This window comes from Streptomyces sp. NPDC001315, from assembly GCF_042896175.1.
Classification (GTDB): domain Bacteria; phylum Actinomycetota; class Actinomycetes; order Streptomycetales; family Streptomycetaceae; genus Streptomyces.
This window is the reverse complement of the sequence record NZ_JBIAWZ010000021.1, coordinates 77,281-100,111: the sequence shown is the minus strand read 5'-3', so window position 1 is coordinate 100,111 and position 22,831 is coordinate 77,281. Positions and strand designations below refer to the sequence as shown.

Annotated in this window: 16 protein-coding genes and 2 pseudogenes; 11 read left to right on the top strand and 7 right to left on the bottom strand. The window is 70.2% G+C overall.

The features are described from left to right. Window positions 1-28 precede the first annotated feature (28 nt). Window positions 29-1,057: a LacI family DNA-binding transcriptional regulator gene (locus ACFY16_RS35595; protein WP_390651372.1), complete on the bottom strand. Its 1,029-nt coding sequence runs from the start codon at window positions 1,055-1,057 to the stop codon at window positions 29-31. 535 nt (window positions 1,058-1,592) lie between these two features. Between ACFY16_RS35595 and ACFY16_RS35590 the strand changes: the two genes are divergently transcribed. The 5 genes and pseudogenes from ACFY16_RS35590 to ACFY16_RS35570 form a co-directional block, all read left to right on the top strand. Then, a complete protein-coding gene (locus ACFY16_RS35590) occupies window positions 1,593-2,924 on the top strand; it encodes an extracellular solute-binding protein (protein ID WP_390651371.1) in 1,332 nt (443 codons plus the stop codon). After that, window positions 2,921-3,823 (top strand): carbohydrate ABC transporter permease, encoded by a 903-nt coding sequence (locus tag ACFY16_RS35585; protein WP_390651370.1) that lies wholly within the window; start codon window positions 2,921-2,923, stop codon window positions 3,821-3,823. Before ACFY16_RS35590 ends, ACFY16_RS35585 begins: the two co-directional genes overlap by 4 nt. A gap of 1 nt (window position 3,824) precedes the next feature. After that, window positions 3,825-4,721, top strand: a complete 897-nt coding sequence (locus ACFY16_RS35580; RefSeq protein WP_390651369.1) for a carbohydrate ABC transporter permease — start codon at window positions 3,825-3,827, stop codon at window positions 4,719-4,721. Between the two features lie 153 nt (window positions 4,722-4,874). After that, the gene (locus ACFY16_RS35575; RefSeq protein WP_390651368.1) at window positions 4,875-7,256 is read left to right on the top strand and encodes a glycoside hydrolase family 3 N-terminal domain-containing protein; all 2,382 of its coding nucleotides are present in this window, start codon (window positions 4,875-4,877) and stop codon (window positions 7,254-7,256) included. A gap of 58 nt (window positions 7,257-7,314) precedes the next feature. Next, window positions 7,315-7,944, top strand: a pseudogene (locus ACFY16_RS35570) (transcriptional regulator); the annotation flags it as partial. A 1,445-nt stretch (window positions 7,945-9,389) separates the two neighbouring features. Here the strand turns inward: ACFY16_RS35570 and ACFY16_RS35565 are convergent. After that, window positions 9,390-10,343, bottom strand: a complete 954-nt coding sequence (locus ACFY16_RS35565; protein ID WP_390651367.1) for a pyridoxamine 5'-phosphate oxidase family protein — start codon at window positions 10,341-10,343, stop codon at window positions 9,390-9,392. 259 nt (window positions 10,344-10,602) lie between these two features. Then, complete coding sequence (locus ACFY16_RS35560; protein WP_390651366.1) at window positions 10,603-11,214, bottom strand: helix-turn-helix transcriptional regulator; 612 nt, start codon at window positions 11,212-11,214, stop codon at window positions 10,603-10,605. Window positions 11,215-11,284: 70 nt separating this feature from the next. Between ACFY16_RS35560 and ACFY16_RS35555 the strand changes: the two genes are divergently transcribed. The 3 genes from ACFY16_RS35555 to ACFY16_RS35545 all read left to right on the top strand — a co-directional run bounded on the left by ACFY16_RS35555 (window position 11,285) and on the right by ACFY16_RS35545 (window position 15,597). After that, the gene (locus ACFY16_RS35555; RefSeq protein WP_390651365.1) at window positions 11,285-11,989 is read left to right on the top strand and encodes an ABC transporter ATP-binding protein; all 705 of its coding nucleotides are present in this window, start codon (window positions 11,285-11,287) and stop codon (window positions 11,987-11,989) included. Further along, window positions 11,989-14,817, top strand: coding sequence for an FtsX-like permease family protein (locus ACFY16_RS35550; protein ID WP_390651364.1), 2,829 nt, complete (start codon window positions 11,989-11,991; stop codon window positions 14,815-14,817). The genes ACFY16_RS35555 and ACFY16_RS35550 overlap by 1 nt, the downstream gene beginning before the upstream one ends. A gap of 267 nt (window positions 14,818-15,084) precedes the next feature. Continuing rightward, window positions 15,085-15,597: a helix-turn-helix domain-containing protein gene (locus ACFY16_RS35545; protein WP_390651363.1), complete on the top strand. Its 513-nt coding sequence runs from the start codon at window positions 15,085-15,087 to the stop codon at window positions 15,595-15,597. Between the two features lie 566 nt (window positions 15,598-16,163). Here ACFY16_RS35545 and ACFY16_RS35540 read toward each other — a convergent pair. Both ACFY16_RS35540 and ACFY16_RS35535 read right to left on the bottom strand, forming a co-directional pair. Next, entirely contained in the window at window positions 16,164-17,090 is a 927-nt protein-coding gene (locus ACFY16_RS35540; protein WP_390651362.1) for an SDR family NAD(P)-dependent oxidoreductase, read from the bottom strand. 270 nt (window positions 17,091-17,360) lie between these two features. Further along, the gene (locus ACFY16_RS35535) at window positions 17,361-17,999 is read right to left on the bottom strand and encodes a TetR/AcrR family transcriptional regulator (RefSeq protein WP_390651361.1); all 639 of its coding nucleotides are present in this window, start codon (window positions 17,997-17,999) and stop codon (window positions 17,361-17,363) included. Window positions 18,000-18,097: 98 nt separating this feature from the next. On the opposite strand from ACFY16_RS35535, the gene ACFY16_RS35530 reads away from it, so the two are divergent. Next, on the top strand, window positions 18,098-18,961 hold the full coding sequence (locus ACFY16_RS35530; RefSeq protein ID WP_390651360.1) for an oxaloacetate decarboxylase: 864 nt from the start codon (window positions 18,098-18,100) through the stop codon (window positions 18,959-18,961). A 243-nt stretch (window positions 18,962-19,204) separates the two neighbouring features. On the opposite strand, the gene ACFY16_RS35525 is transcribed toward ACFY16_RS35530, so the two are convergent. Then, on the bottom strand, window positions 19,205-19,678 hold the full coding sequence (locus ACFY16_RS35525; RefSeq protein WP_390651359.1) for a MarR family winged helix-turn-helix transcriptional regulator: 474 nt from the start codon (window positions 19,676-19,678) through the stop codon (window positions 19,205-19,207). Window positions 19,679-19,794: 116 nt separating this feature from the next. On the opposite strand from ACFY16_RS35525, the gene ACFY16_RS35520 reads away from it, so the two are divergent. Further along, a complete protein-coding gene (locus ACFY16_RS35520) occupies window positions 19,795-21,228 on the top strand; it encodes an MFS transporter (RefSeq protein WP_390651358.1) in 1,434 nt (477 codons plus the stop codon). Window positions 21,229-21,232: 4 nt separating this feature from the next. Here ACFY16_RS35520 and ACFY16_RS35515 read toward each other — a convergent pair. Continuing rightward, window positions 21,233-21,788: pseudogene (locus ACFY16_RS35515) on the bottom strand (ATP-binding SpoIIE family protein phosphatase); the annotation flags it as partial. Between the two features lie 202 nt (window positions 21,789-21,990). On the opposite strand from ACFY16_RS35515, the gene ACFY16_RS35510 reads away from it, so the two are divergent. Beyond that, window positions 21,991-22,791 carry an SDR family NAD(P)-dependent oxidoreductase gene (locus tag ACFY16_RS35510; RefSeq protein WP_390651357.1) on the top strand — a complete coding sequence of 267 codons (801 nt, stop codon included), beginning with the start codon at window positions 21,991-21,993 and terminating at the stop codon, window positions 22,789-22,791. Window positions 22,792-22,831 lie beyond the last annotated feature (40 nt).

Here is a 22,831-nt window from a genome sequence, read left to right as displayed (position 1 = left end):
GTCCTGCCCGAAGGCGCCCCACCTGCGATTACTTACGTGGCGAGGCCTCTTCCCCGGGCGGTGCCGTCGAGGCGCGTACCACGAGTTCGGTGGCGAGTTCGATGTGGTGGGACTCGACCTTGTCGCCGTTGGCCAGTCGGAGGGCGGTGCGCAGGGCGGCACCGCCCATTTCCCTCAGCGGCTGGCGCACGGTGGTCAGTGGCGGTGAGGCCATCTGGGCGAGGTCCGTGTCGTCGAAGCCGACCACGCTCAGGTCTTCGGGGACGCGCAGGCCTCGGGCGCGGGCGGTCTCGATGACACCGAGGGCGATCTCGTCGTTGCCCGTGAAGATCGCTGTCGGTGGCTCTTCCAGGTCCAGCAGTGCCGCGGCGCCGAGCAAGCCGGTCTCGTACGTGAATTCTCCGGGCCGGATGTAGGCGTCGGGTACCGGTGCTCCTTCCGCCTCCATGGCGGCGCGATAGCCGTGCATGCGTGCCTGGTTGCACACGGCCATGGCCGGTCCGCCGAGATAGGCGACGCGGCGGTGGCCGAGGGAGAGCAGGTGCCGGGTCGCAGCCAGGCCACCGGAGAAGTTGGTCGCCCCGACGCTGTTGACCTGGCTGTCCGGCAGGTGCAGCGGGTCCAGCACGACCAGCGGCAGCCCGACACGGGCCAGTTCCTTCAGATGCGCGGCGGTGTACACGCTGGTGACCGCGATGAGGGCGCGGCGTCCGGCTGAGACCAGATCCCGGGCCCAGTGCGGGGCACGGGACGCCTTACTGATCACCACCGAGGCTCCTGCCTCGGCGGCGGAGTTGACGATGCCTTCCAGGGCCTTGGCCACGTACGACTTGAGGTCGCCCTGGTACTGCACCTCGATGGTCGGCCTTTCCAGGGCCTCGGTGTGGCGGAACACAGGCGCGAGGTAGTCGTGCTGATGCAGCAGTTCCTGCACCCGGGCGCGGGTCTGCGGCGCCACGTCACCGCGAGCGTTGACCACTTTGGACACGGTCGCGACGGAGACCCCAGCCGCTTGGGCGATGTCCGCCAAAGTGGTGCGTCTGACGTTCGGTGGCATCGGTTCCTCTCAGCTGTACGTCCACCGGCGCGGTGAGCCGCCGGTCGTGGCCGGCGACGCGGGTGGAACCGGTCAACCGTACGGCAACCCGGCAGGGAGCCCGGAGGGCGGGGGAGCTGCACCTGCAGCATGTCCGCGGGCCGGACCGGGCCGGTACACCGGCGATCGCCGCCGTGTCACCGCCATCTCGGCCCGGAGGACACCGACCCGGTCCGGCACCGGCCCACACCCAGCCGGCGCGGCATGACCTGGTCCGTCACCGGCAGTGAATCAGTCGCAGCCATCGTAGGCCCACTCTTCCCTGCTCTTACCTTCAATATTTCGAAAACATTTCGATGCCTGTCGGGGCTTCGTGAGAGCCGCACCCGCCCGAGCTTATGCGCCTGACGGTTGCCCAGCAACGTGCTTGCACATCCCTTGACACGACATCAGCCCGAAACCTAATTTGCACGCACGGAAATCCAAGTCGGCTCTTTCGAAATGCTTTCACCATGACTCACGAGAAGCCGGTGGCTCTCGAGTGCGGAGAACAAACATGGAGATCCCTCTCTCTCGGCGCACCCTGTCTCGGCGTACACTCCTCGGCCTGGCCGCCGGCATACCGGTCTCCGCGGCGCTCACGGCCTGCGGCTCGTCCGGTCCCGGCAAGAGCAACGCCGCAGCCACGTACTGGTACCTGAACGGCCAACCGCAGGAAGGTGTCAGGGCCGGCGCGGTAAAAGCGTTCAACAAGGCCCACCCCAAGACGCAGATCAAAGACACCACCTTCCAGAACGACGCGTACAAGACGAAGATCAAGACCGCCATCGGCGCCGGGCAGGCGCCCACCATCATCTGGGGCTGGGGCGGCGGGACGCTGCGCACCTACGTCGAGGCGGGCCAGGTCGAGGACCTCACCTCGTGGTTCGACCAGCACTCCGAGGTCAAGCAGCGGCTGTTCCCGTCCTCGTTCGGCGCGGCGACCGTCAATGGCAAGATCTACGCGATGCCGTGCGAGACCGTGCAGCCGATCATCCTCTACTACAACAAGAAGGTCTTCGACCACGTCGGCGTGAAGCCGCCGGAGACCTGGGACGACATCATGGCGCTGGTGCCCAAGTTCAATGCGAAGGGCATCGCACCGTTCTCCCTGGGTGGCCAGTCCCAGTGGACGAACATGATGTGGCTGGAGTTCCTGTTCGACCGCATCGGCGGTCCCGAGGTGTTCCAGGCCGTCATCGAGGGCGAGAAGAACGCCTGGTCCAACCCGGCCGCCATCACCGCGCTGACCAAGGTGCAGGAGTTGGTCAAGGCCAACGGGTTCATCAAGGGCTTCTCCTCGATCACCGCGGACTCCAACGCCGACCAGGCGCTGCTGTACACCGGCAAGGCCGCGATGATGCTGCACGGCGCCTGGTCGTACGGCATCCAGCAGTCCGACGGTGGGGACTTCGTCTCCAGCGGCGGGCTGGGTTTCATGAACTTCCCGCCCGTCGATGGCGGCAAGGGCGATCCGAGCGACACCGTCGGCAACCCCGCCCAGTACCTGTCCATCTCCTCGAAGGCCAGCGCCGAGGAGAAGAAGGTCGCCAAGGAGTTCTTCGCCACCGGCGTCCTGCAGGACGACGAGGTGAAGCAGTGGATCGACAACGGGTCGGTGCCGATCCGGCTGGGCACGGAGAAGCTGCTGGCCGCCTCCAAGAGCGCGGATTTCCTCCAGCTCACCTACGACATCGCCAGCAAGGCCAAGACGTTCGGCCAGTCCTGGGACCAGGCGCTGAGTCCGACGGCCGCCGCGACGCTGCTGGACAACATCTCCAAGCTGTTCCAGCTGTCCATCTCGCCGCAGCAGTTCGCCGGCAACCTCAACGCGGTCATCGGCAAATGAGCGCGCTCACCAGCCATCCGCCGCGTCGCCAACCGCGCAGCATTCTGCCGTGGCTGGCGGCGCCGGCGCTGGTGGTCTTCGTCTGCTTCGCCGTGATTCCGCTCGTCGGCGTCTTCGTGCTGAGCTTCACCACGTGGGACGGGATCGGCGCCATCCACGCGTCCGGACTGACCAGCTGGCGTACGGTCCTCACCAACCCCGGGCTGCCGCATGCCCTCTGGGTGACGTTCCTGGTGATGATCGTGTCCTGGGCCGTTCAGACTCCGCTGAGTATTCTGCTCGGCACGTTCCTGGCCGGCCGCCAGCGCTACCGTGCAGTGCTGGGCGTGGTGTACTTCGTCCCGCTGCTGCTCAGCTCCGCGGCGATCGCGGTCGCGTACAAGGCCCTGCTGGACCCCAATTTCGGGCTCGGTGCCGGGCTGAAGATCAAGGTACTCAGCCAGGACTGGCTGGGGCGGCCCGGGCTCGCGTTCGGCGTCATCGTCTTCGTCGTCTCCTGGCAGTTCATCCCGTTCCACTCACTGATCTACCAGGGTGGCGTGCAGCAGATTCCGAAGTCCCTGTACGAGGCCGCGCAGTTGGACGGCGCCGGGCGGATCCGGCAGTTCTCCAGCATCACGCTGCCCCAGCTGAAGTACACCATCATCACCTCGTCCACGCTGATGGTGGTCGGGTCGCTGACCTTCTTCGACCTCATCTGGGTCCTGACCGAGGGCGGCCCCGGAGACGCCACCCGGGTTCTCGCGCTGGACATGTACAAACAGGGCTGGCGGGCCAGCCAGATGGGACCAGCCAGCGCCATCGCGGTCATCCTGGTCCTGGTGGGCCTCGCTCTCGCCCTGCTGCTGCGCCGGCTCGGGGGCCGGGACGCCGGTGAGAGCCAACTCGAGGGGGCCTGACGTGACCACCACGCTGACCAAGCCGCAACGACCGGAGAAGGCCAGCCACCGCGAGCGGCAACGCCACTCCCGTCCGGCGGCCCGCCGGCGCAACTGGGCCGGCGGCCTGGCGGGATGGATCTGGCTCGTCGTCGTCGCCGTGCCCCTGTACTGGATTCTCATCACCAGCCTCAAGGCCCAGAGCCGCTACTACTCGAGCAACCCGCTGGTGCCTTCGGGCGACCCCACACTGGACAACTACCGGCTGGTCATCGAGTCCGACTTCATCCGCTACTTCGTGAACAGCGCCGTGGTCACCGTCGGCGCGGTGGTGCCGGCGGTCGTGTTCTCCTTCATGGCCGCTTACGCGATCGTACGCGGCTGGCGCATGCGGGGCCTGCGTGTGATCAACGGGCTGTTCCTCATGGGCCTGGCCATCCCGCTGCAGGCGACGGTGATCCCGGTCTATCTGATCATCATCAAACTGCATCTGTATGACAGCCTGCTGGCGCTGATCCTCCCGTCGATCGCCTTCGCCATCCCGCTGTCTGTGCTGGTGCTCGCCAACTTCGTCCGCGACATACCCAAGGAACTGTTCGACTCGATGCGGGTCGACGGCGCCACCGAGTGGACGACCTTGTGGCGGCTGGCGGCACCGCTCACCCGACCGGCCATCCTCACCGTGACCATCTTCAACGGCCTGACCATCTGGAACGGATTCCTGCTGCCACTGATCCTCACCCAGGGCCCTGACCGCCGGACCCTGCCGCTCGCACTGTGGACCTTCCAGGGCCAGTACGGGGTCAATGTCCCAGCCGTTCTCGCCTCCGTCGTCCTCACCACACTGCCCGTCCTGGTCCTGTATGCATTCGGCCGCCGTCAGCTGCTCAGCGGTCTGACCGCCGGATTCAGCCGCTGATCGACGCCGACGCTGTGGCCAGTGGTGGGCCGGCACCACGGAGGGCGTCGCGGGCCTTCCGGGATCCGTGGTGCTGTCGGTGCTGCCCGTCCTGCTCGTCTGCCTGTTCGCCCGTCGCGCCCTGGTCCAGGGCCTGATGGGCGTGGGAGGAAAGTGAACGCCAACGTGGCCGTAGAGACCACCCCCGAAATCCCCCTCTGGAACGATCCCACCCTTCCCGTCACCGCGAGAGTCGACGCTCTGATCGACGCGATGACCCTTCAGGAGAAGACCGCCCAGCTGTACGGAGTGTGGGTGGGCGCCTCCGATCAGGGCGGTGAAGTGGCCCCCCATCAGCACGACATGGAGGAGGCCGTCGATCTCGAGGCGCTGCTGCCCACCGGACTCGGTCAGCTGACCCGGCCCTTCGGCACGGTCCCCGTCGACCCCGCTGTGGGTGCGCTCTCCCTGGCCCGCACCCAGGCTCGTATCACCTCGGCGAACCGTTTCGGCATTCCCGCTCTCGCGCATGACGAGTGTCTGGCCGGCTTCGCCGCCTGGGGAGCGACGGCCTACCCCGTTCCGCTGTCCTGGGGCGCCACCTTCGACCCGGACACGGTGCGGCGCATGGCCGCCGCCATCGGCCGCGACATGCGGCACGTCGGCGTCCACCAGGGTCTCGCGCCCGTCCTCGACGTCGTACGCGACGCCCGCTGGGGCCGGGTGGAGGAGACCATCGGCGAGGACCCGTACCTCGTCGGCACCGTCGCGACGGCGTACGTGCAGGGCCTTGAGTCCGCCGGGATCGTCGCCACCCTCAAGCACTTCGTCGGCTACTCCGCCTCCCGCGCCGGCCGCAACCTCGCCCCCTCCTCCGTGGGCCCGCGTGAGCGAGCCGACGTTCTGCTGCCTCCCTTCGAGATGGCGATCCGCGAGGGCGGCGCCCGGTCGGTGATGAACGCCTACACCGACACCGACGGCATGCCCTCCGCGGCCGACGAGGACCTGCTGACCGGGCTGCTGCGCGGCACGTGGGGCTTCGACGGCACCGTCGTCGCCGACTACTTCGCCATCGCCTTCCTCAAGACGCTGCACGGCATCGCAGCCGACTGGGCCGACGCCGCCGGCACCGCGCTCACGGCGGGCATCGACGTCGAACTGCCCAACGTCAAGACGTACGGCGAACCCCTCGTGCAAGCCGTCAGGGACGGCCGCATACCGGAAGAGCTCATCGACCGCGCCCTGCGCCACGTCCTCACCCAGAAGGCGATGCTGGGCCTGCTCGACCCCGACTGGAGCCCGATGCCGGCGGCGCTCGACGGCGCGGACGCCGACGACCCGGAGGCCCTGCGCGGCACGGTCGACCTGGACCGGCCCGAGAATCGTCAACTGGCCCGCGAGATCGCCGAGAAGGCGGTCGTCCTGCTCACCAACGACGGCACCCTGCCGCTGACCCGGCCGCGCCGCATCGCCCTGATCGGTCCCAACGCCGACGAACCCACCGCCGTACTGGGCTGCTACTCCTTCCCCCAGCACATCGGCGTCCGCCACCCCGGGACCCCGCTCGGCATCGAACTGCCCACGCTGCGCGACACTCTCGCCGCGGAATTCCCCGACGTCGAGATCACGCTCGCCCGCGGCACCGGCATCGACGACGGAGACCTCTCCGGCATCCGCGAGGCCGTCCAGGCGGCCCGCGAGGCCGACGTCGCCGTGGTGGTGCTCGGCGACCGCGCCGGGCTGTTCGGGCGGGGCACCAGCGGCGAGGGCTGCGACGCCGAGTCGCTGGACCTGCCCGGTGCGCAGCAGCACTTGGTCGACGCCCTGCTCGACCTGGAGACACCCGTGATCACCGTGCTGCTCGCGGGACGGCCGTACGCCCTCGGCCGCGCCGTGACCGAGTCCGCCGCGATCGTCCAGTCCTTCTTTCCCGGGGAGGAGGGCACGCACGCGATCGCCGGCGTCCTCAGCGGTCGTATCAACCCCTCGGGACGTCTCCCGGTCAGCGTGCCGCGTAGGCCGGGCTCCCAGCCGACCACATACCTCGGCGCACGGCTCGCGCACGCCAGCGAGGTGTCCAACATCGATCCGACCCCGGCGTTCGCCTTCGGCCACGGTCTGTCCTACACGCAGTTCGACTGGAGCGACCTGACCATGGACGCCCAGGAAGCCCCGACGGACGGTGAGTTCACCCTCGCCTTCACCGTGCGCAACACCGGCGGACGGTCCGGAGCCGAGGTCGTCCAGCTCTATCTGCACGACCCGGTTGCCTCCGTCGTCCAGCCGGTCCAGCGCCTGGTCGGCTACACCCGGCTCGAGCTGGAGCCGGGCGCGGCCCGCCGCGTCCGGGTCACGATCCCGTCCGACCTCGCCTCCTTCACGGGGCGCGACGGTCGGCGCATCGTCGAACCGGGCGAGCTGGAGGTGCGGTTGGCCGCCTCCAGCGCGGATCCGCGTCTGACGGCCGGCGTCACACTGACCGGAGCCGAGCGTCAGGTGGACCACACGCGGCGCCTCCATGCCACATTCACGCAGGAGCCGATTGCTCAAGCATGAGCCGGTGTGCGCAGCGCACGTCGCAGCAGCGGCAGCGCTGCGCACACAAGTCCGCGCGGCCGAGTCCCTCCCGTCCCTGGTCGACTGGACGCTGCGGGAGGCGAAGCTCGGGCAGCCGAAGCTGTCCGGTCCGGGCAAGGACGCCGACCCGCTGATCGTGCTCACCGAGGCCGCGCTGGAGCGCTACGGCCTGCCGGCCGTCCTCTCGGAGGAGGAGCGGGACGCCGGGCGGCTGCCGGAGGGCCACAAGGTCATCAAGCAGCTGGCGCGCGCCGACTGGAAGCTGACCAAGCGCGGGTTCGGGCCGTGGGCGCGGATCTACCGCCCCGCGCAGGGTTCAGAGCCGTCCTGCGTCCAGCTGTGCATCCCGTCCTGGAACGCGCTCGACACCCGCAGCTGGGCCCACGCCGGGCAGCTTCCGCCGGCGGAACTCGCCCGGATCCTGGGGGTGTACGCGTCCCGAGTGATGACGCCGCGCGGGTCGACCGCGGTGACCGGTCTGGAACTGCTGACCGCCCTGCACCCGCCGACCCGCGCCTCGGAGGCCGATGCCAACGGCAAGCGGCACTCCGAGCACAACCCCGGCTCCTTGGGGAAGGACCCGATCGACCCGGCGCCGTGCGAGGCCCCCGACGGGCACCCGCTGCTCGCTGACCTGCCCCGCTTCCACCGCCGTACCCCGGCGCAGTGCCGCCGGCCTGCAGCGTGGCCGCCTGACCGGGCTCGTGTTGAAGGGGGAGGACCTCATCGGTGCCGGACGGGTCGCCGAGCAGATCAGCCTCGACGGCGCCCGCGAGGCCCGTCTGGTGGCCGAGGCGGCTTGCCCGATCCGGAAGGGCCGACGACCGACAGATGTTCCCCACGACGGACCGTCAGGTCGTGCCCTGCTGCGCCGTCGGCCAACGGTGACGTCCTGGGCCGCGGGATCGGCCCGTCGATCACTGTGGCGGCCACCGCCTCCGGCTCCTGGCGGATCAAGCAGCACAGACCTACCTCCACGGGATACCGGGTCACGAGGCCCGGCGGTAGACGGCGACCGACCGGCTGGGCGTACGCCAAGCTCGGGCTGACCTGGCAGGAGGCCGGCTGGGCCCCTGACAAGCTCGGACTCCACTCCAGGGATGCGATCGCCAAAGGTTCCGTTACCGCGCTCCGCCGGGTCTTCGCGGGCCCGGGCGACGTCGCCGAGGCGGCCGAGCGGCTGGTGCGTGACTGGCGTACCCCCACTGGCGAGTACGGCGCGGAGTGGGATGGGGCGCCGCAAGTGCGGGCCGCGATCGAGGCGTTCCGGCAGCACACCGCTCGACGCCGCATGCGGTGGGCCGCTGGCGGGCGCGGTTCGTCGAGCACCAGATCGCCGGTCTGGGCGACATGCCACGCCCTGGTGGCCCTAGCTAGTCTCCCGCAGCAGCATGGATGCCGCCCCGGCCGACGGCATCCCTTCCGTGTCAGGACGCGGCTTACATCAGCAGTGCCACCTGAGTGATCGCGGCCCAAGTGCCGGCTCCGCGGCCGCCAGTTTTCGAGGCAGTGTGCCGATGGCAACAAGGACAGGCACACATGAGATGGGTCGGCCCCGGTGGCCGTTCCGGCAACGTGGAGATGGTCCGTCGCCGGTCGAGTGTCGACGAGCGGGCTCGATGCGTCACTCGATCACCGACGGATACGGCGCCTTGTCGGCTCGGTGCGGTCCCTCCCGGCCGTGGCCGGGTCCGCGATCGCGGCCTCGTCTCCGAGACCGACCGCCGCGGCACCGGACCGGGCACCGGCCGGTGGCTGGTGGAACGCGTCTTGACCCGGCTTCATGGTTTTCGCCGCCTTGCGTCCGCCGGGCCAGCGAGCGGATATCCACCACGAAGCCCTCCCCGCAATCCGTGCCGGACCGCGACGGCACGTCTCCGCGGTTGCAGTCGTCGTCGAGCCGGAGGCAGGCGCCGGTTTCGAAGGCCGACTCGATACGACCGCTCCCGCCGGCCTGCTCTGCCGGCCGGAGCAGTGGAAAGACTCCATGCAGCAATGACCCGGCTCTACATGCTGATTATCACCGGACCTCAGAAACGTATTTCCGTCGCCGCCCGGACAGGATCTCACCCCCGTGAGTCCGGCACGGGGATCGCGCAGACGGTCCCGGCGTCAGCTCGCGTTCTTCTTCCGGGCGGCCGCGGCCAGGGCCCGGAACTCGTTCCAGCGCACCTCCGGCCGGGGCAGTCCCCGCCGCTCCAGGTAGCGGGCCGTGGCGTGCTTGGTACGACGCATCACTCCCAGCGCGTCGCTCGCGCGGCCGGTGCCCATCGGTTGCACGACCTTCTCGGGGACGAGCAGCAGACCGTCGCCGGACGCCTCCAGGCGCCCGCGGACCAGCGCGTTGTGCATGTTGTTCATCCGGTCGTCGTGCCGGTGCACCAGCAGTGCGGCGGGTCCCGGTTCGGCCCTGCAGTCGTCGGGCAGTTCCACCGCGTAGCCGGCCGCGGTCGGCACGGGCCGGGTACGGGCCAGAACGGGGGCGCCCGAGGCGTCGCGGGCGCTGAGCACCGCACTGTCGTACGGGGCCAGTTGAGCGGCCCCCGGCAGGGTGCCGGCCCCGCCGGCCCCGCCGGCCTTGTCCGCCGCGGTCGCCGTCCCGGGCGCGGACGCGACGAGTGGCGGCCTGACGATCACCTGCTCGGGCGTCACCGTGATGAGCAGCCGCAGGTAGTACCAGTCCATCGTCCATCGCAGCGGCGCGGAGACGTATGCCTGGCTGTGCGGCTGCCGCTCGAAGAGCATCTGCCAGTAGTCCTCGGCGCCCTCGGGCCCCGTCACGATCTGGTCGGGGCACTCCGCCCGGCCGCCGACGAAGATCTGCGGCGCGTCGGTGAGACCGCTGCCGGTGGCGTCGGAGAAGAGCAGGCCGACCCGGCTGTCCCGGCGCACGTTCAATGCCTTCTGCGCGAAGGCGAGCGAGGTCGTCAGCAGCAGGGTGCCGTCCTCCTTCCGCCGTACTGCCGTCGGCCAGGCGGCCGGGGTGCCGTCCCGCCCGAGCGTGGCGAACTCACAGGTGCGGTAGGCGTCCAGGACATCCAGGGGGGCGTCGTCAAGAGGTGTCACGGCTCTCTCTTCCAGGCAAGGGCGCGAAGGGCGGCACGGGTACGGCGCTGCCTCGTCACGGGCGGCGACATGTCTCCCTGCGACACGGTGATCTCTCCGTAGCACGAACGAGGCGGGGTCCCGGGTTCACCGTCGGCCCGGCCGCACGCGAAACGCGTTCGGCGAGCGGCGCCGCCCGCCGTCATGGCGGCCCGGCGGTCGGCGGCTTACGGAGCCGGGCCGTGGCCGCGGCGTCACCCCGGTACGTGTCCGGCGCCGCCTACGCGGACTCCGCGCGCGGCGTCCTTCCCGCGCCGTCGTCGCCGTCGGTGTCCGGCCGCGGCCGTTCGGCCGCGGGTACGCCGTGTGCCGCGGCGATCGGTCCCAGATGCTGGGCGGCGCTGTCCAGCAAGGCGAGGTCGGCCTTGGTGTGCGCGATGGCGGCGTCGATCAGAATGGCGACCAGGGGTTCGTCGGCGTGGGCCCGGCGCTGCCGGGCCAGTCCCGCGAGTTCGGACAAGTAGGTCTGCCGCTGCGACTCGATCAGCGTGCCCAGCGCCTGCGTGCCCAGGGCGGCGGCGCCGAGGAGCTTCAGGAACAACTCGTCGCGGAAGCCGCCGACCCGTACCCAGGACGTGGTCGCCCACGATCGCAGTTCGGCTTCGCCGGCCTCGGTGAGCGTGTACAGGTTCTTGTCGGGCCGGTCGGTCTGGGTGACCTGCGAGCGAGAGACATAGCCGTCACGGACCAGCCGTTCGAGGATCTGGTACAGGTGGCCGATGTTGAGGCCACCCCACTGGGGGCCGATGGTCTCCTCGAACCGGGCCTTGAGCTCGTATCCGTGGTTCGGCCGCTGGGTCAGCAACGCGAGCACGGCGTGGTGGAGCGGCATATATCTCCTTCTTGCATTGTGCCAATATACCTCTGGATTGCGACAATGTATGAGGGTGAGGCTGCAACTGATGGCTGTGAGTGTGGCGTTGCGCGGGGTGAGTCGCCGATACCCCGGGCTGACCGCTCTGGACGGGGTCGACCTGGAGGTTGCGGCAGGCGAGGCGGTGATGCTGACCGGACCCTCCGGTGCCGGAAAGTCCACCGTGCTGCACCTGACGGGAGGCATGGACCGGCCCGACGAGGGGCACGTCGAGATCGACGGGACCGAGCTGGCGTCCCGCAACCTGGACGCCCACCGGCGCCGCATCGGCTTCGTCTTCCAGCGCTTCCACCTGCTGCCCGCCCTCACCGTGCTGGACAACGTGCTCGCCCCCGTCCTGCCGCGCAGGGTGGACTTCGACCGGCGCGAGCGCGGCAGGGAACTGCTCGAAGCGGTCGGTCTCGCCGACCGGTCCGACGCCCTGCCCTCGCAGTTGTCGGGCGGTCAGCAGCAACGCGTCGCCGTCGCACGTGCGTTGATCAACCGGCCGGGACTGCTGCTGGCCGACGAGCCGACGGGCAACCTGGACAGCGTCATCGGACGGGAGATCATCGACCTGCTGATGTCGCTGCGCGAGCGGTACGGGATGACGATGCTGATCGCCACCCACGACGCGGAGGTCGCCGCCAACGGCGACCGGGTGGTGCGTCTGCAGGACGGCAGGATCACCTCCGACCAGCGCGTCACGCCGTCCGGTGACGTGCTGGACCGGCTGGGGGGGCTGCGCCCGTGATGACCATCATCCTCGACCAACTCCGGCGCAGGCGCGGGCGGGCGCTGGCCCTGGCTGCCGGGATCCTGGTGGCGGCGACCAGCTTCACCCTGCTGACCGCGACGGTGAGCACCAGCAAGGCGACCACCGTGGGCAACGTACGGAAGAACGCACGATCCGCGTACGACGTCCTGGTGCGCCCGCCTGACGCGCAGACGGACATCGAGCGGAGGAGCGGAACGGTCGCGCCGAACTTCCTGTCCGGCACGTTCGGTGGCATCACGATGGACCAGTACCGGCGCATCCGCACCATCCCCGGGGTTGACGTGGCCGCACCGGTGGCCAACATCGGCTACCTCATGGTGGCGAGCACCGTCACCATGGACGTGTCCCGTTTCCTGGACAGCAAGGCGTCCCGGCAGATCCTGCGTCTGCGCCCGACACTCACGGCCGGGCTGGGCCGCTATCGCACGTCCGACGAATACGTCTACCTGACCCGCTCCCCCCTGACCTCGGGCTCGTCGGCGGACGGCGTCTTCCGGTCCGAGACCCTGGAGAAGGGCACGGTCGACAAGAACACCCAGCGGTACCAGCTCAAGGGGAAGTACGACGTCTGCTTCTACTTCAACCGGGACAAGACCGAGCAGACCGAATTCAACCTCGAACTCCCCCTCAAGCCGAACATCATCGGCGAGGACCTCAGGGACAGGTCGCCCTTCGACCCGGACCTGAACTCGCGGATGAACTGTCAGACCGGGCAGGACAAGGCCACCATCGACATTCCGGTCGCCCACCCTGTGCTGCTGTCCGCCATCGACCCGGCGGCCGAGGACCGGCTGGTGGGCCTCCACACCGCGATCACCTCGGGCCGGATGCTCACCGAGAAGGACAAGCCGTGGACGGTGTCCTCCGCCAAGAGCGTTCACGGAAAGCGCGACCGCTATGTCCCGGCTCTGCTCAGCGACAACCCGCTGACCGCCGGCACCCTCGACGCCACCGTCGAGCGGCTCGACGTGGGAGACCCGGCCAAGCTGCCCTCCGAACTGGGCAATCCGAAGGCCGACAGCTTCGTCCGAGCCCTGCACGGTACCCGGGTGGGCCAGGTCGGGGTCGATCTGAACAAGGGTTACCGGAAGGAGCTGGACGAGGATTCCTTCGACACCGACTCCTACTGGACCGTCGGCCCGGTCACCTACCGCCGAACGTCCGGCGGCGACCTCGCGGTGCAGGCGCAGCCGGCGCAGCGGCCCAGCCTGTGGGTGACCAACCTGGAGCAGCAGCCGTTCCCCTTCGTCCCCGAGGAGAATCAGGGCAAGCAGTACCGGCCGGTGACCAGCCACGCCGCCACGGACTGCGTCGGCCTCGGATCCTGCGACGGCGTCGACTCCGGACGCCTGCCCAACCCCTTCGTCCATCTGGTCGGCCGCTACGACACCGGCAAACTGGCCGGCTTCTCGCCGCTGTCCGCGGTTCCCCTGGAGACCTACCGGACACCACAGGTCACCGGTGCGGACAGCGGCACCCGCGCGGCGCTCGGCGGTGCGCCGCTGCAGCCCGATCGCAACCTCGGCGGCTACCTCAGCCGGCCGCCCACCATGCTGACGACTCTGGACTCCATCACCGCGCTCACCAAGAGCCGCCGGGTGCCGAGCCCGCAGGACAAGGCGCCGGTCAGCGCGATCAGGATTCGGGTGGCCGGAGTGACCGGTGTCGACACCGCCTCCCGGGCCCGGGTGAACGCCGTGGCGGGGGCGATCCGGGCGGCCTACCCACGGCTCCAGGTAGACGTCACCGTCGGCAGCTCGCCGGCCCCGCAGACCGTGGTGCTCGACGCCTCGGCACGGGTGACGGAGCGCTGGGTCGCCAAGGGCGTGGCACTGCGCATCCTCAGGGCGGTGGACACGAAGAGCGCGGTGCTGTTCGTGCTGGTCCTCGTCGTGTGCGCGCTCTTCCTCGGACAGGCGGCGCTGGCCTCGGTCCGCTCCCGCCGCACGGAGATCGGCACCCTGCGCTGCCTGGGCTGGAGCGGGGGCGAGGTACTCCGGCTGGTCCTCGGCGAACTGGCGGTGATCGGGCTCGCCGCGGGAGCCGCGGGTGCGGTGCTCGCGTACGTGCTGGGCCGTGTGCTCGGACAGCCCGACGCCGGCACCAAGTCGCTGCTCGTGCTGCCGGTGGCGCTCCTGCTGGCCACGGCGGCGGGCCTGATTCCCGCCTGGCTGGCCACGAGGATGGGACCGATGGAAGCTGTCCGGCCGCCGGTGACGGCGGCCCGCCGGGCGCGTCCGGTGCGTTCGGTGGCAGGCCTGGCCGTGCTCAACCTGCTGCGGGTGCGGGGCCGTACGCTGTTGGGCGCGGCGGGGCTGGCCCTGGGAGTGGCCGCCTTCACGGTCTTGCTCGCCCTGACGCTGGCCTTCCGCGGTGAGGTGGCCGGATCACTGCTCGGCAGCGCCGTGGTCGCGCAGGCGCGTGAGGCCGACTACCTCAGCGTGGCCCTGTCCTTGCTGCTGGGCGCCGTCGGCGCCATCGACGTTCTGGTCCTCTCGCAGCGCGAGCGCGCCGCCGATCTCGCGGTGCTGCGGGCCACCGGCTGGACCCAGCACGAACTGGCGCTGCTGACCCTCTACGAGGGGATCGGACTGGCGCTGCTGGGTGGCCTGTCCGGGGCGGCGGCCGGCCTGGTCACGGTGGTCTCGCTCGGCCAGGGCCTGCTGCACGGTCACCTTCTCGCGGTCGGCGGCGCCGCGCTGCTGGCCACGCTGGCCGCGACCGCCCTGGTGTGCGTGGCACTGACGGTACCGATCAGGCGGTTGTCCCGCATCGCTCCCGCTCACCTCCTCGCCGCCGACTGACCCCGCCGCAGCAACCGGCAACGGCGGACCCCGGCCCTGTTCCTGGGCCGGGTGCCGAAACCCAACGTTCCTGGGACAACCCCAGCCGACCGCGCGGATGTTCGCCGCACGACGTACGTCCGCGCGTTGAGCCGGCGCTTTGCGAACCCACACCTGGCGGCACACGTTTGTACTACACGAGGGCACACCCAATACCAGGGCCGGGCAGCGCCGCGACGGCCCGCTCCGAACGGCTCTCGCACGGCGATTCAGCACTTGAGGGACTGCATGCGACAGGGACGTCCGAAGGCTGATCTCACACTCACCGTCGACGAGATCGGACGGTTGCAAAGCCTCGCGCTCGACCCGGCACCCGGCAGCCAAGCGGCTCTGCGCAGCCAGATCATTCTGGACTGCGCCGTGGGCCTGACCAATCGCGACGTGGCGCGCCGTCTCGGCGTCTCCGAGGGGACGGTGGGGAAGTGGCGGGCGCGCTTCGTCGTGCACCGGTTCACGGGCCTCGACATCCCCGTGCACCAGTCCAATCCATACTTGGGAGGCCGGCCCAAGGCGGAACTGGTGCTGACGGACCACGAGAGACAGGCGCTGGAGAGACTCGCGCAGCCGGGTTCCGCTCCGGACCAACTGGTGCTTCGCAGCCGGGTGATCCTGGCCAGCGCGGAGGGCCGGACCAATCGGCAGATCGCCCTCGAGTACGCCGTCGCCGAACACACCATCGGCCGGTGGCGCGCCCGCTTCCTCAAGAACCGCTCCGAGGGAATCGAGGCGTCTCTTGGTTGAGGCACCGCATCGAGGTGTCCGGGGCGTCCGGGCCCTGACGTGAGGGTCCGCCGTCGGCAAGGTCGGCCGGCTCCCTGGCCGGCGGCGGCTCGGGAGCCGTAGATACGGAACGTCTTGCCGCCCAGGCCCCAGGCTGGGTCGCAGCCGACGGCCGGAACCGGGTCGTCGCAGGTGGACGCACGTGCGGGCGCCGCCACGACAGTCCCACCGATGGCCCGCGTCCGGGTTCTCCACCGTCAGGTACGCCGCGCGCAGAGACCGCGCGCCGCCGGCTCGCGACATCGGCCGTGCCGTTCCCGCGGTCCGCCGTGCCGTTCCCGCGGTTCGGCGCGGCGGACCGTACGGGCCCGAGGTCACTCCGGTGGGGTCAACGCTCCTCTTCCTGGCCCGGCTCCAGGCCGGTCGACCAGGAGGTGACGAGTCTGCCCGTGGACGCCGATCGTGCCGGGGAAGGGGAAACTCGTCGCGAGACCAGTGCCGTCGGGCATGGCGAGCCTGAGCCCGCTGCCCTGCGGGCGCACGCAGGGCAGCCCCAACTGTCGGCGGTCCGGCGGCGAACGCCCGGGTCAGAGGATGTGCGGGGCCTTGCTGCCCTGGGCGAGCACGGTGCGCGGCAGCAGGTCGACGAGCTCGTCGTACGACCAGGGCCCGTTCTGCTCGTCACGGAAGATGGTCCGCGTCTCCACCGGGTGGCTGTAAAGTCCGATCTTCCCGCCGCCGGCCCTGAAGACGCAGCCGGTCACGTCGGCGCCCGCGTCCGAAGCCAGGTAGACGACGATCGGCGCGACCATGCCCGCCTCGGCCCGCGGCTCCTTGGCCTTCATCCGGCGCTCACTCATCGCGCCGGAGGCCACCAGAGCGGCGTCGCGCTGCTTGGCGTCCTCCGTCATCCGGGTCAGCGCGAACGGAGCGATCGCGTTGACGGTGATGTTGTCGCTGTTGAGTTCCCAAGCCAGCTCGTAGGTCAGGCTGACGACTCCGCCCTTGGACGCGGCGTACTCGGGGTTGCCGATCGGCGCCGCCCACTGGTTGGAGCAGGTGTTGACGATGCGTCCGCCCCCGAACTCGCGGAGGACCGGGATCGCGGCGCGGCACATCGCGAAGGTTCCCTTGAGGTTGACGTCGATGGTCAGCTGGAAGTCCTCCTCGGTCACCTCCTCGATCTTGTGCTGGCGCACGATCCCCGCGTTGTTCACCAGGATGTCCAGCCGGCCGAACTCCTCGACCGCGGTGGCCACCACCCGGGCCGCGCCCGCCCAGTCCGCCACCGACTCGTAGCTGGCCACCGCTTCGCCGCCCTGGGCGCGGATGAACTCCACGACCTCGTCGGCGGGACCCTGAGCGGCGCCCTGCCCGTCGGCCTTCACACCGACGTCGTTGACGACGACCTTCGCGCCGGCGGCCGCCAGCGCGATCGCCTCGCCCCGGCCGATGCCCCGTCCGGCGCCGGTCACGATCGCCACACGACCGTCCAGCGGTCCTCGTTCCGTCATGACTTCTTCTCCTTGCACCAAATGGTTGTACGCGCGCTCTTTCAAGGCTTCAGCGCGCAGGCGCCTGCGGCTCAGCGCGGCGCTGTGAGCGCCGGAGGGCATGAGCTGGTGAGCGGTCCGGGGACGAGCCGTCCCCGGACGCCACACGACTGGGCGGCGGTCTCGCCGGCCGGGCGGGCTCGCAGTGCCTGCTGCCGGGCGGGCCGTCGGGGCACATACGCATATGTGCTGTAAAAAGAGGATCAGTTCAGTACCGGGCCCCAACATACTTCATGGGGTGTGGCAGGCCGCGGCTCGCCCCGGCGGGGGAGGCCGGCCGTCGTGGCTCTCCAGCAGGATGGTCAGCAGGGCCTCCAGCAGGCGGGCGAGCCTGTCGGGATCCGCCTCGACCAGAGCCGTGTTGCCGATGATGCTGCGCATCGTCCACACGCCGAGAATCACCGAGAGGGCGAGCGCGGAGCGTTCCCGCACCCGGTCACCGTTGAGCAGCCCGGCGAGGTGACGTTCCACGTGCCGTTCGATGCCCTGCCGGACCAGCTCGGCCGAGCGCGGGTTGGGTGCCGAACGCAGGGCCAGCAGGAACGGGCTGAGTTCGTCCGCCCCGGGGGCCGTGCGGTCCACCAGTGCCGCGGCGATGTCGCGGCTGAGCGTCGTGAGGGCGCCGGTCACCACCGTACGTGGGGTGAAAGAGGCGTCGACCACCTCGGCGAACAGCTGTTCCTTGGAGCCGAAGTAGCGGTTGACCATCATCGCACTGACCCCGGCGCCGCCGGCGATCTCCCGCACACCGGCGCCGTCGTAGCCAAGGCGGCTGAAGGCCTCCGTCGCGGATCTGAGGATCGCCTCCCGGGTCGCCGCCGCGTTGCGCCGTCTGCCGGTCGTTGCCGGGGGAGGTCCCCGATGAGACATGTCCGTTTCCACAAGATGGAGTGTAGTCAAATCGACGCGACAAGTCTACAGTTGCATACATGTGGGATTCGGGTCAGAGCAAGGGATGTGAGTGAGGAATGGACCAACTGGCACGCGCGGAGTTCCGTCAGCGGGTGGAGAACGAGGGGCCGCTGATGATCCCGCACTGCCCGGACGCGCTCACGGCGCGTCTGTGCGAGCAACTGGGCTTTGACGGCGGCTATCTCGGCGGCGGCGGGCTCGGTCTGTCGCTCGCGGTCTCCGAGGCGCTTCTGTCGGTCACGGAACTCGCCCAGGCGGCGGCCTCGATCCGCCGGCGTTCCGCACTTCCCCTCGTGGTGGACGGCGGAGTGGGCTTCGGCGACGCCGTGCACGTGACACGCATGGTGTGGGAACTGGAGGCGGCGGGCGTCCACGCCATCGAGCTGGAGGACCAGATCGCGCCTAAGCGGGCCAGCCACCACCGCCATGTGGAGCACCTGATCCCGGTGGAGGAGATGCTCGGGAAGGTGCGCGCCGCGGTGGCGGCGCGGCGTGACCCGGACCTACTGGTGATCGCCCGCACGGGAGCAGTGCAGAACGAGAGCTTCGACGCGGCCGTCGAACGCTGCGAGGCGTACTTCGCCGCGGGCGCCGACGCGGTCATGCTGCTGCCGGAGAACGCCGAACAGCGGGCCGCCGCGCCGCGGCGCCTGCCCGGTCCGGTGGCGTTGCTGACCTCGTTCGACCTGCACACCCCGCAGGAGTGGACCGAGCTGGGATACTCGCTGGTCATCGACCCGGTGACAGGACAGGCAGCCGCCTTCGAGGCCCTTCGGGAGGCCTACCGGGCGCAGCGGGCCGGACGGCCGAGCGGGCGTCCGGACGCCGAGTCCTTCGCGATCTACGAGGGGCTGCAGGACCTGGCGGGCTTCGAAGAGCTGTACGACATCGAGCGGGCCACGACCGAACCCGGCACCTGAGACCCGGCACCGCGAGCCCGCGGGGCGCGGCGAACCGGAGACACCCCCGGCCCGCAGTGCCCCGGGGACGCCGGTGAGCCGCCGGAGCCGTACGGGATTCTCCGGCGTCCGCGGACAACCAGGGCCGTAGGCGGTCCTCGGGACCGCCCGCGGACAACCGGGACCGTAGAGGTCCGTCCGAACCGCAATCGGGAGAACCGGCGTCGTCGCTGGGTGCTCGGGGACCCCGCGATGCCCGATGGGTCAGTGGGTTCGGCGGGGTGATGACGGGGTGTCGGTGTCGGCGAGGAGTTCCAGGATCTCCACGACCGTCTTCAGGCCCGAGCGCTGCTCGGCGGTGAGACCCCGCTCGATGGCCTCGCCGAGCCAGGCCTCGCGGGCGTCGAGCCAGCGGGCCGCCTCCGCATGCCCCTGAGGGGTCGCGGAGAAGAGCACCCGCCGGCCGTCGGTCGGGTCCGGGCTACGTGTGACCAGGCCGTTCTTCTCGAGCACGGCCAGGGTCTGGGCCATGGACTGCGGCTTCATGTACTCGGCGGCCGCCAGCGCGCTCGTGGTCGCGGGCGGTCCGGTCACCACGCGGTGGAGCGCGGCCAGCTGACTGCGGCTCCATGGGCCCGTTCGCATGCCGGTCTCCGACCGGATACGGCCACGCAGCCGGTCCATGGCCCGCACGAGTTCCAGGGCCTGTGCCCCTGACGGAGTTTGGTTCGGTTCCACGAAAAAATCATACAGGTTACCTGAAGATGTCCGAAAGGGTGACGGCGGCACTCCTCACACCTGTAGTTCGCAACATGTTAAGGCTACCTGTTCAGGTTACCTGTATAGTTGTTCGCATGGACATACGTAAAGCAACGTCAGCCCGCCATGCGGCGGGAGGGGCCGGAGGGCAGCCGGCCGGGGGTGACGAGGCAGCGGCGGGTCCCGGCTGGCGGTTCACCGTCCCCCTCATGCTCGGGTCGTCGCTGAACCCCATCAACAGCTCCATCATCGCCACGACCCTCATCGCCATCGGGCACACCTTCCACGCCGGTGCCGCGTCGACCATCTGGCTGGTGTCGACCCTCTACCTGGCCAGCGCCATCGGCCAGCCGACGATGGGCAAGCTCGCCGAACTGCTCGGCCCGCGCCGTGTCTTCGTGGCGGGCCTGACCCTGGTCGGGATCGGCGGTGCCCTGGGCACCGTCGCGACCAACCTGGCGACCCTGGTGGTGGCCCGCGTCATTCTCGGCGTGGGCACCTCGGCCGGCTACCCGACCGCGATGGTGATCGTGCGCCGGTGGGCCGCCGAACACGAGCCCGCCCACACCGGCGGCACGCTCGGCGCGCTCGCCATCGCGGCGCAGGTCACCTCGGCCCTCGGGCTGCCGCTGGGCGGCGTGCTGGCGGCGGCCGCCGGATGGCGGGTCACCTTCCTGATCAACGTGCCCCTGGTGCTGATCGGCGTGGTGATGACGCTCATCTGGGTGCCCCGCGACCCGCCCCGCGCCGAGCACACCGCCGACGGCGTGCCCCCGGCCCGGCTGGACGTCCCCGGCATGGTGCTCTTCGCCGGCACCATCGCCTCCCTGATGCTCTTCCTCAATGACCTGCACCACCCGCGGTGGCCGCTCTGCGCCCTCGTCGTGATCCTGCTCGCCGCCCTGGTGGTGTGGGAGCGCAGGACGCAGGACCCCTTCGTGGATGTGCGGATGCTCGCCAGGAACAGGCCGCTGAGCGCCACCTACCTGCGGGTCTGCCTCACCTTCCTGCTCAACTACTGCATCCTGTACGGCCTCACCGAGTGGCTGCAGGAGACCCGGGGGCTGTCCGCGATCGGTGTGGGTCTGCTGATCCTGCCGATGTCGGTGTTCGCAGCGCTCGTCTCCATCCCGTTCGCCCGGCGCAACCTGGTGCGCTCCGCCCTGTACTGCACGGCCGCAGCGGCGGTCGTCGGCCCTGCCGGACTGCTGCTGTTCACCTCGGACACACCGATCTGGGTGATGATCCTGATCACCATGGTGTTCGGCGTCGTCTCCGGTCTCGGAGTCATCGGCAACCAGGCGGCGCTCTACCAGCAGGCACCAGCCGAGAGCCTGGGTGTCGCCGCCGGGCTGATGCGCACGTTCACCTACCTGGGCGCCGTGCTGTCGTCCAGCTTGATCAGCCTTTCCTTCGGCGACCGGGCCACGGACAGCGGCCTGCACACCATCATTTTCGCCCTCCTCGGCCTCGGCGCCGTCCTGTTCGCCATCACCCCGTCGGGTGCGCGGAACCTGAAGGCGTCCTGACGGCTCAGGAAGGGGCGGAGAGCGGCTGCTCGGCCCAGATGTTCTTCCCGGTGGGGGTCTGCCTGGTCCCCCATCGTCGGCTGAGCTGCGCCACCAGCAGAAGTCCCCGGCCGCCCTCGTCGAGGGTCCGCGCACGCCGCAGATGCGGAGCCGCGACGCTCTCGTCGGAGACCTCACAGATGAGGGTCGCGGACCGGATCAGGCGCAGCGGGAAGCTCTGTCTCGGCGCACTCGAAGGGCAGGTTGCCCAGGCCCAGCGGCGGGCCGAGCGGCACGTCGAGGAAGTCGACCGTGCCGTCCGGGAACACGACGCCGGGCTCCGGGTGTCCTGCCCGGGCCACGGTGCAGCGGCGCGTGATCGGGTCGTACACCGCGTACAGGCAGGTGGCGCAGATCCCGGTGCTCGCGCTGTCCGTCTCCGACCCGGTGGACCGGGTCTGTTCGCTCTGCAGGCGCAGGACCACGTCGTCCAGCCGGGTGAGCAGTTCGTCCGGGGCGACGTCGACGTCGGCGAGCGTGCGCACCGCGGTGCGCAGCTGGCCCATCAGTGCGGAACTCCTCCGATTTGGCTTGCTCCGGTCGACCTCCCGAAGGCCGCGGCGCCTCGGAGACACCCCACGCATTTCCGCGCCGGGGCAGATGCCGCTCGCGTCCACACGTATCAACGGCCTCGTCGTAGCCGACACGTGCTTCAAAACACGTGATCTGTGTCCACAAGGGGCACACTTGAGAAAACTCCGCCGATAAGAGAGGTGCATACCTATGGATATGCAACTGACGGGAAAGCGCGCCCTGGTGACCGGTTCGAGCGCCGGCCTGGGCCGTGCGACAGCCGAGGCGCTCGCCCGCGAGGGGGTGACCGTCGTGGTGCACGGCCGGGACGAGGTCCGTACCCGCGCCGCGGCCACCCAGATCCTCGCGGGCGGCGGCCGGGCGGAGGTTGCGGTGGGGGACCTCGGGACGGCGGCCGGGGCCGAGGCCGTCGCCGCCGCGGCGCTCGCCGGCGGCACGATCGACATCCTGGTCAACAACGCGGGGGCATACGACCAGGTCGGCTGGATGGACGCCACGCCGGAGATCTGGGCGGAGACCTACCAGACCAACGTGCTCTCCGGGGTGCGGATGATCCAGCACCTGGTCCCGGTGATGCGGGAGCGCGGCTGGGGCCGCGTCATCCAGATCGGCGGCGGTCTGGCCGTCCAGCCGATGTCGGCGCAGCCGCACTACAACGCCTCGCTCGCGGCCCGGCACAACCTCGCCGTGTCCCTGGCACGTGAGTTGAAGGGGAGCGGTATCACCTCCAACACGGTGGCGCCCGGGGCGATCCTCACCGACGCGGTGCGGGACCTGCTGTGGCAGATCGCGCCCGGCCACGGCTGGGGCGACACGTGGGAGGAGATCGAGCGGGCGGCGGCGGAGAGCTGGGTGCCCAACGACACCAACCGCTTCGGGCGCCCCGAGGAGATCGCCGCGGCGGTCGTCTTCCTCGCGAGCCCGTTGGCCGACTACATCAGCGGCGCGAACCTGCGCGTGGACGGCGGAACCATCCGTTCGGTGAACTGACACGGCCCTGCCCTGCCGGGCTGATCGGCCCCTCTTTCCG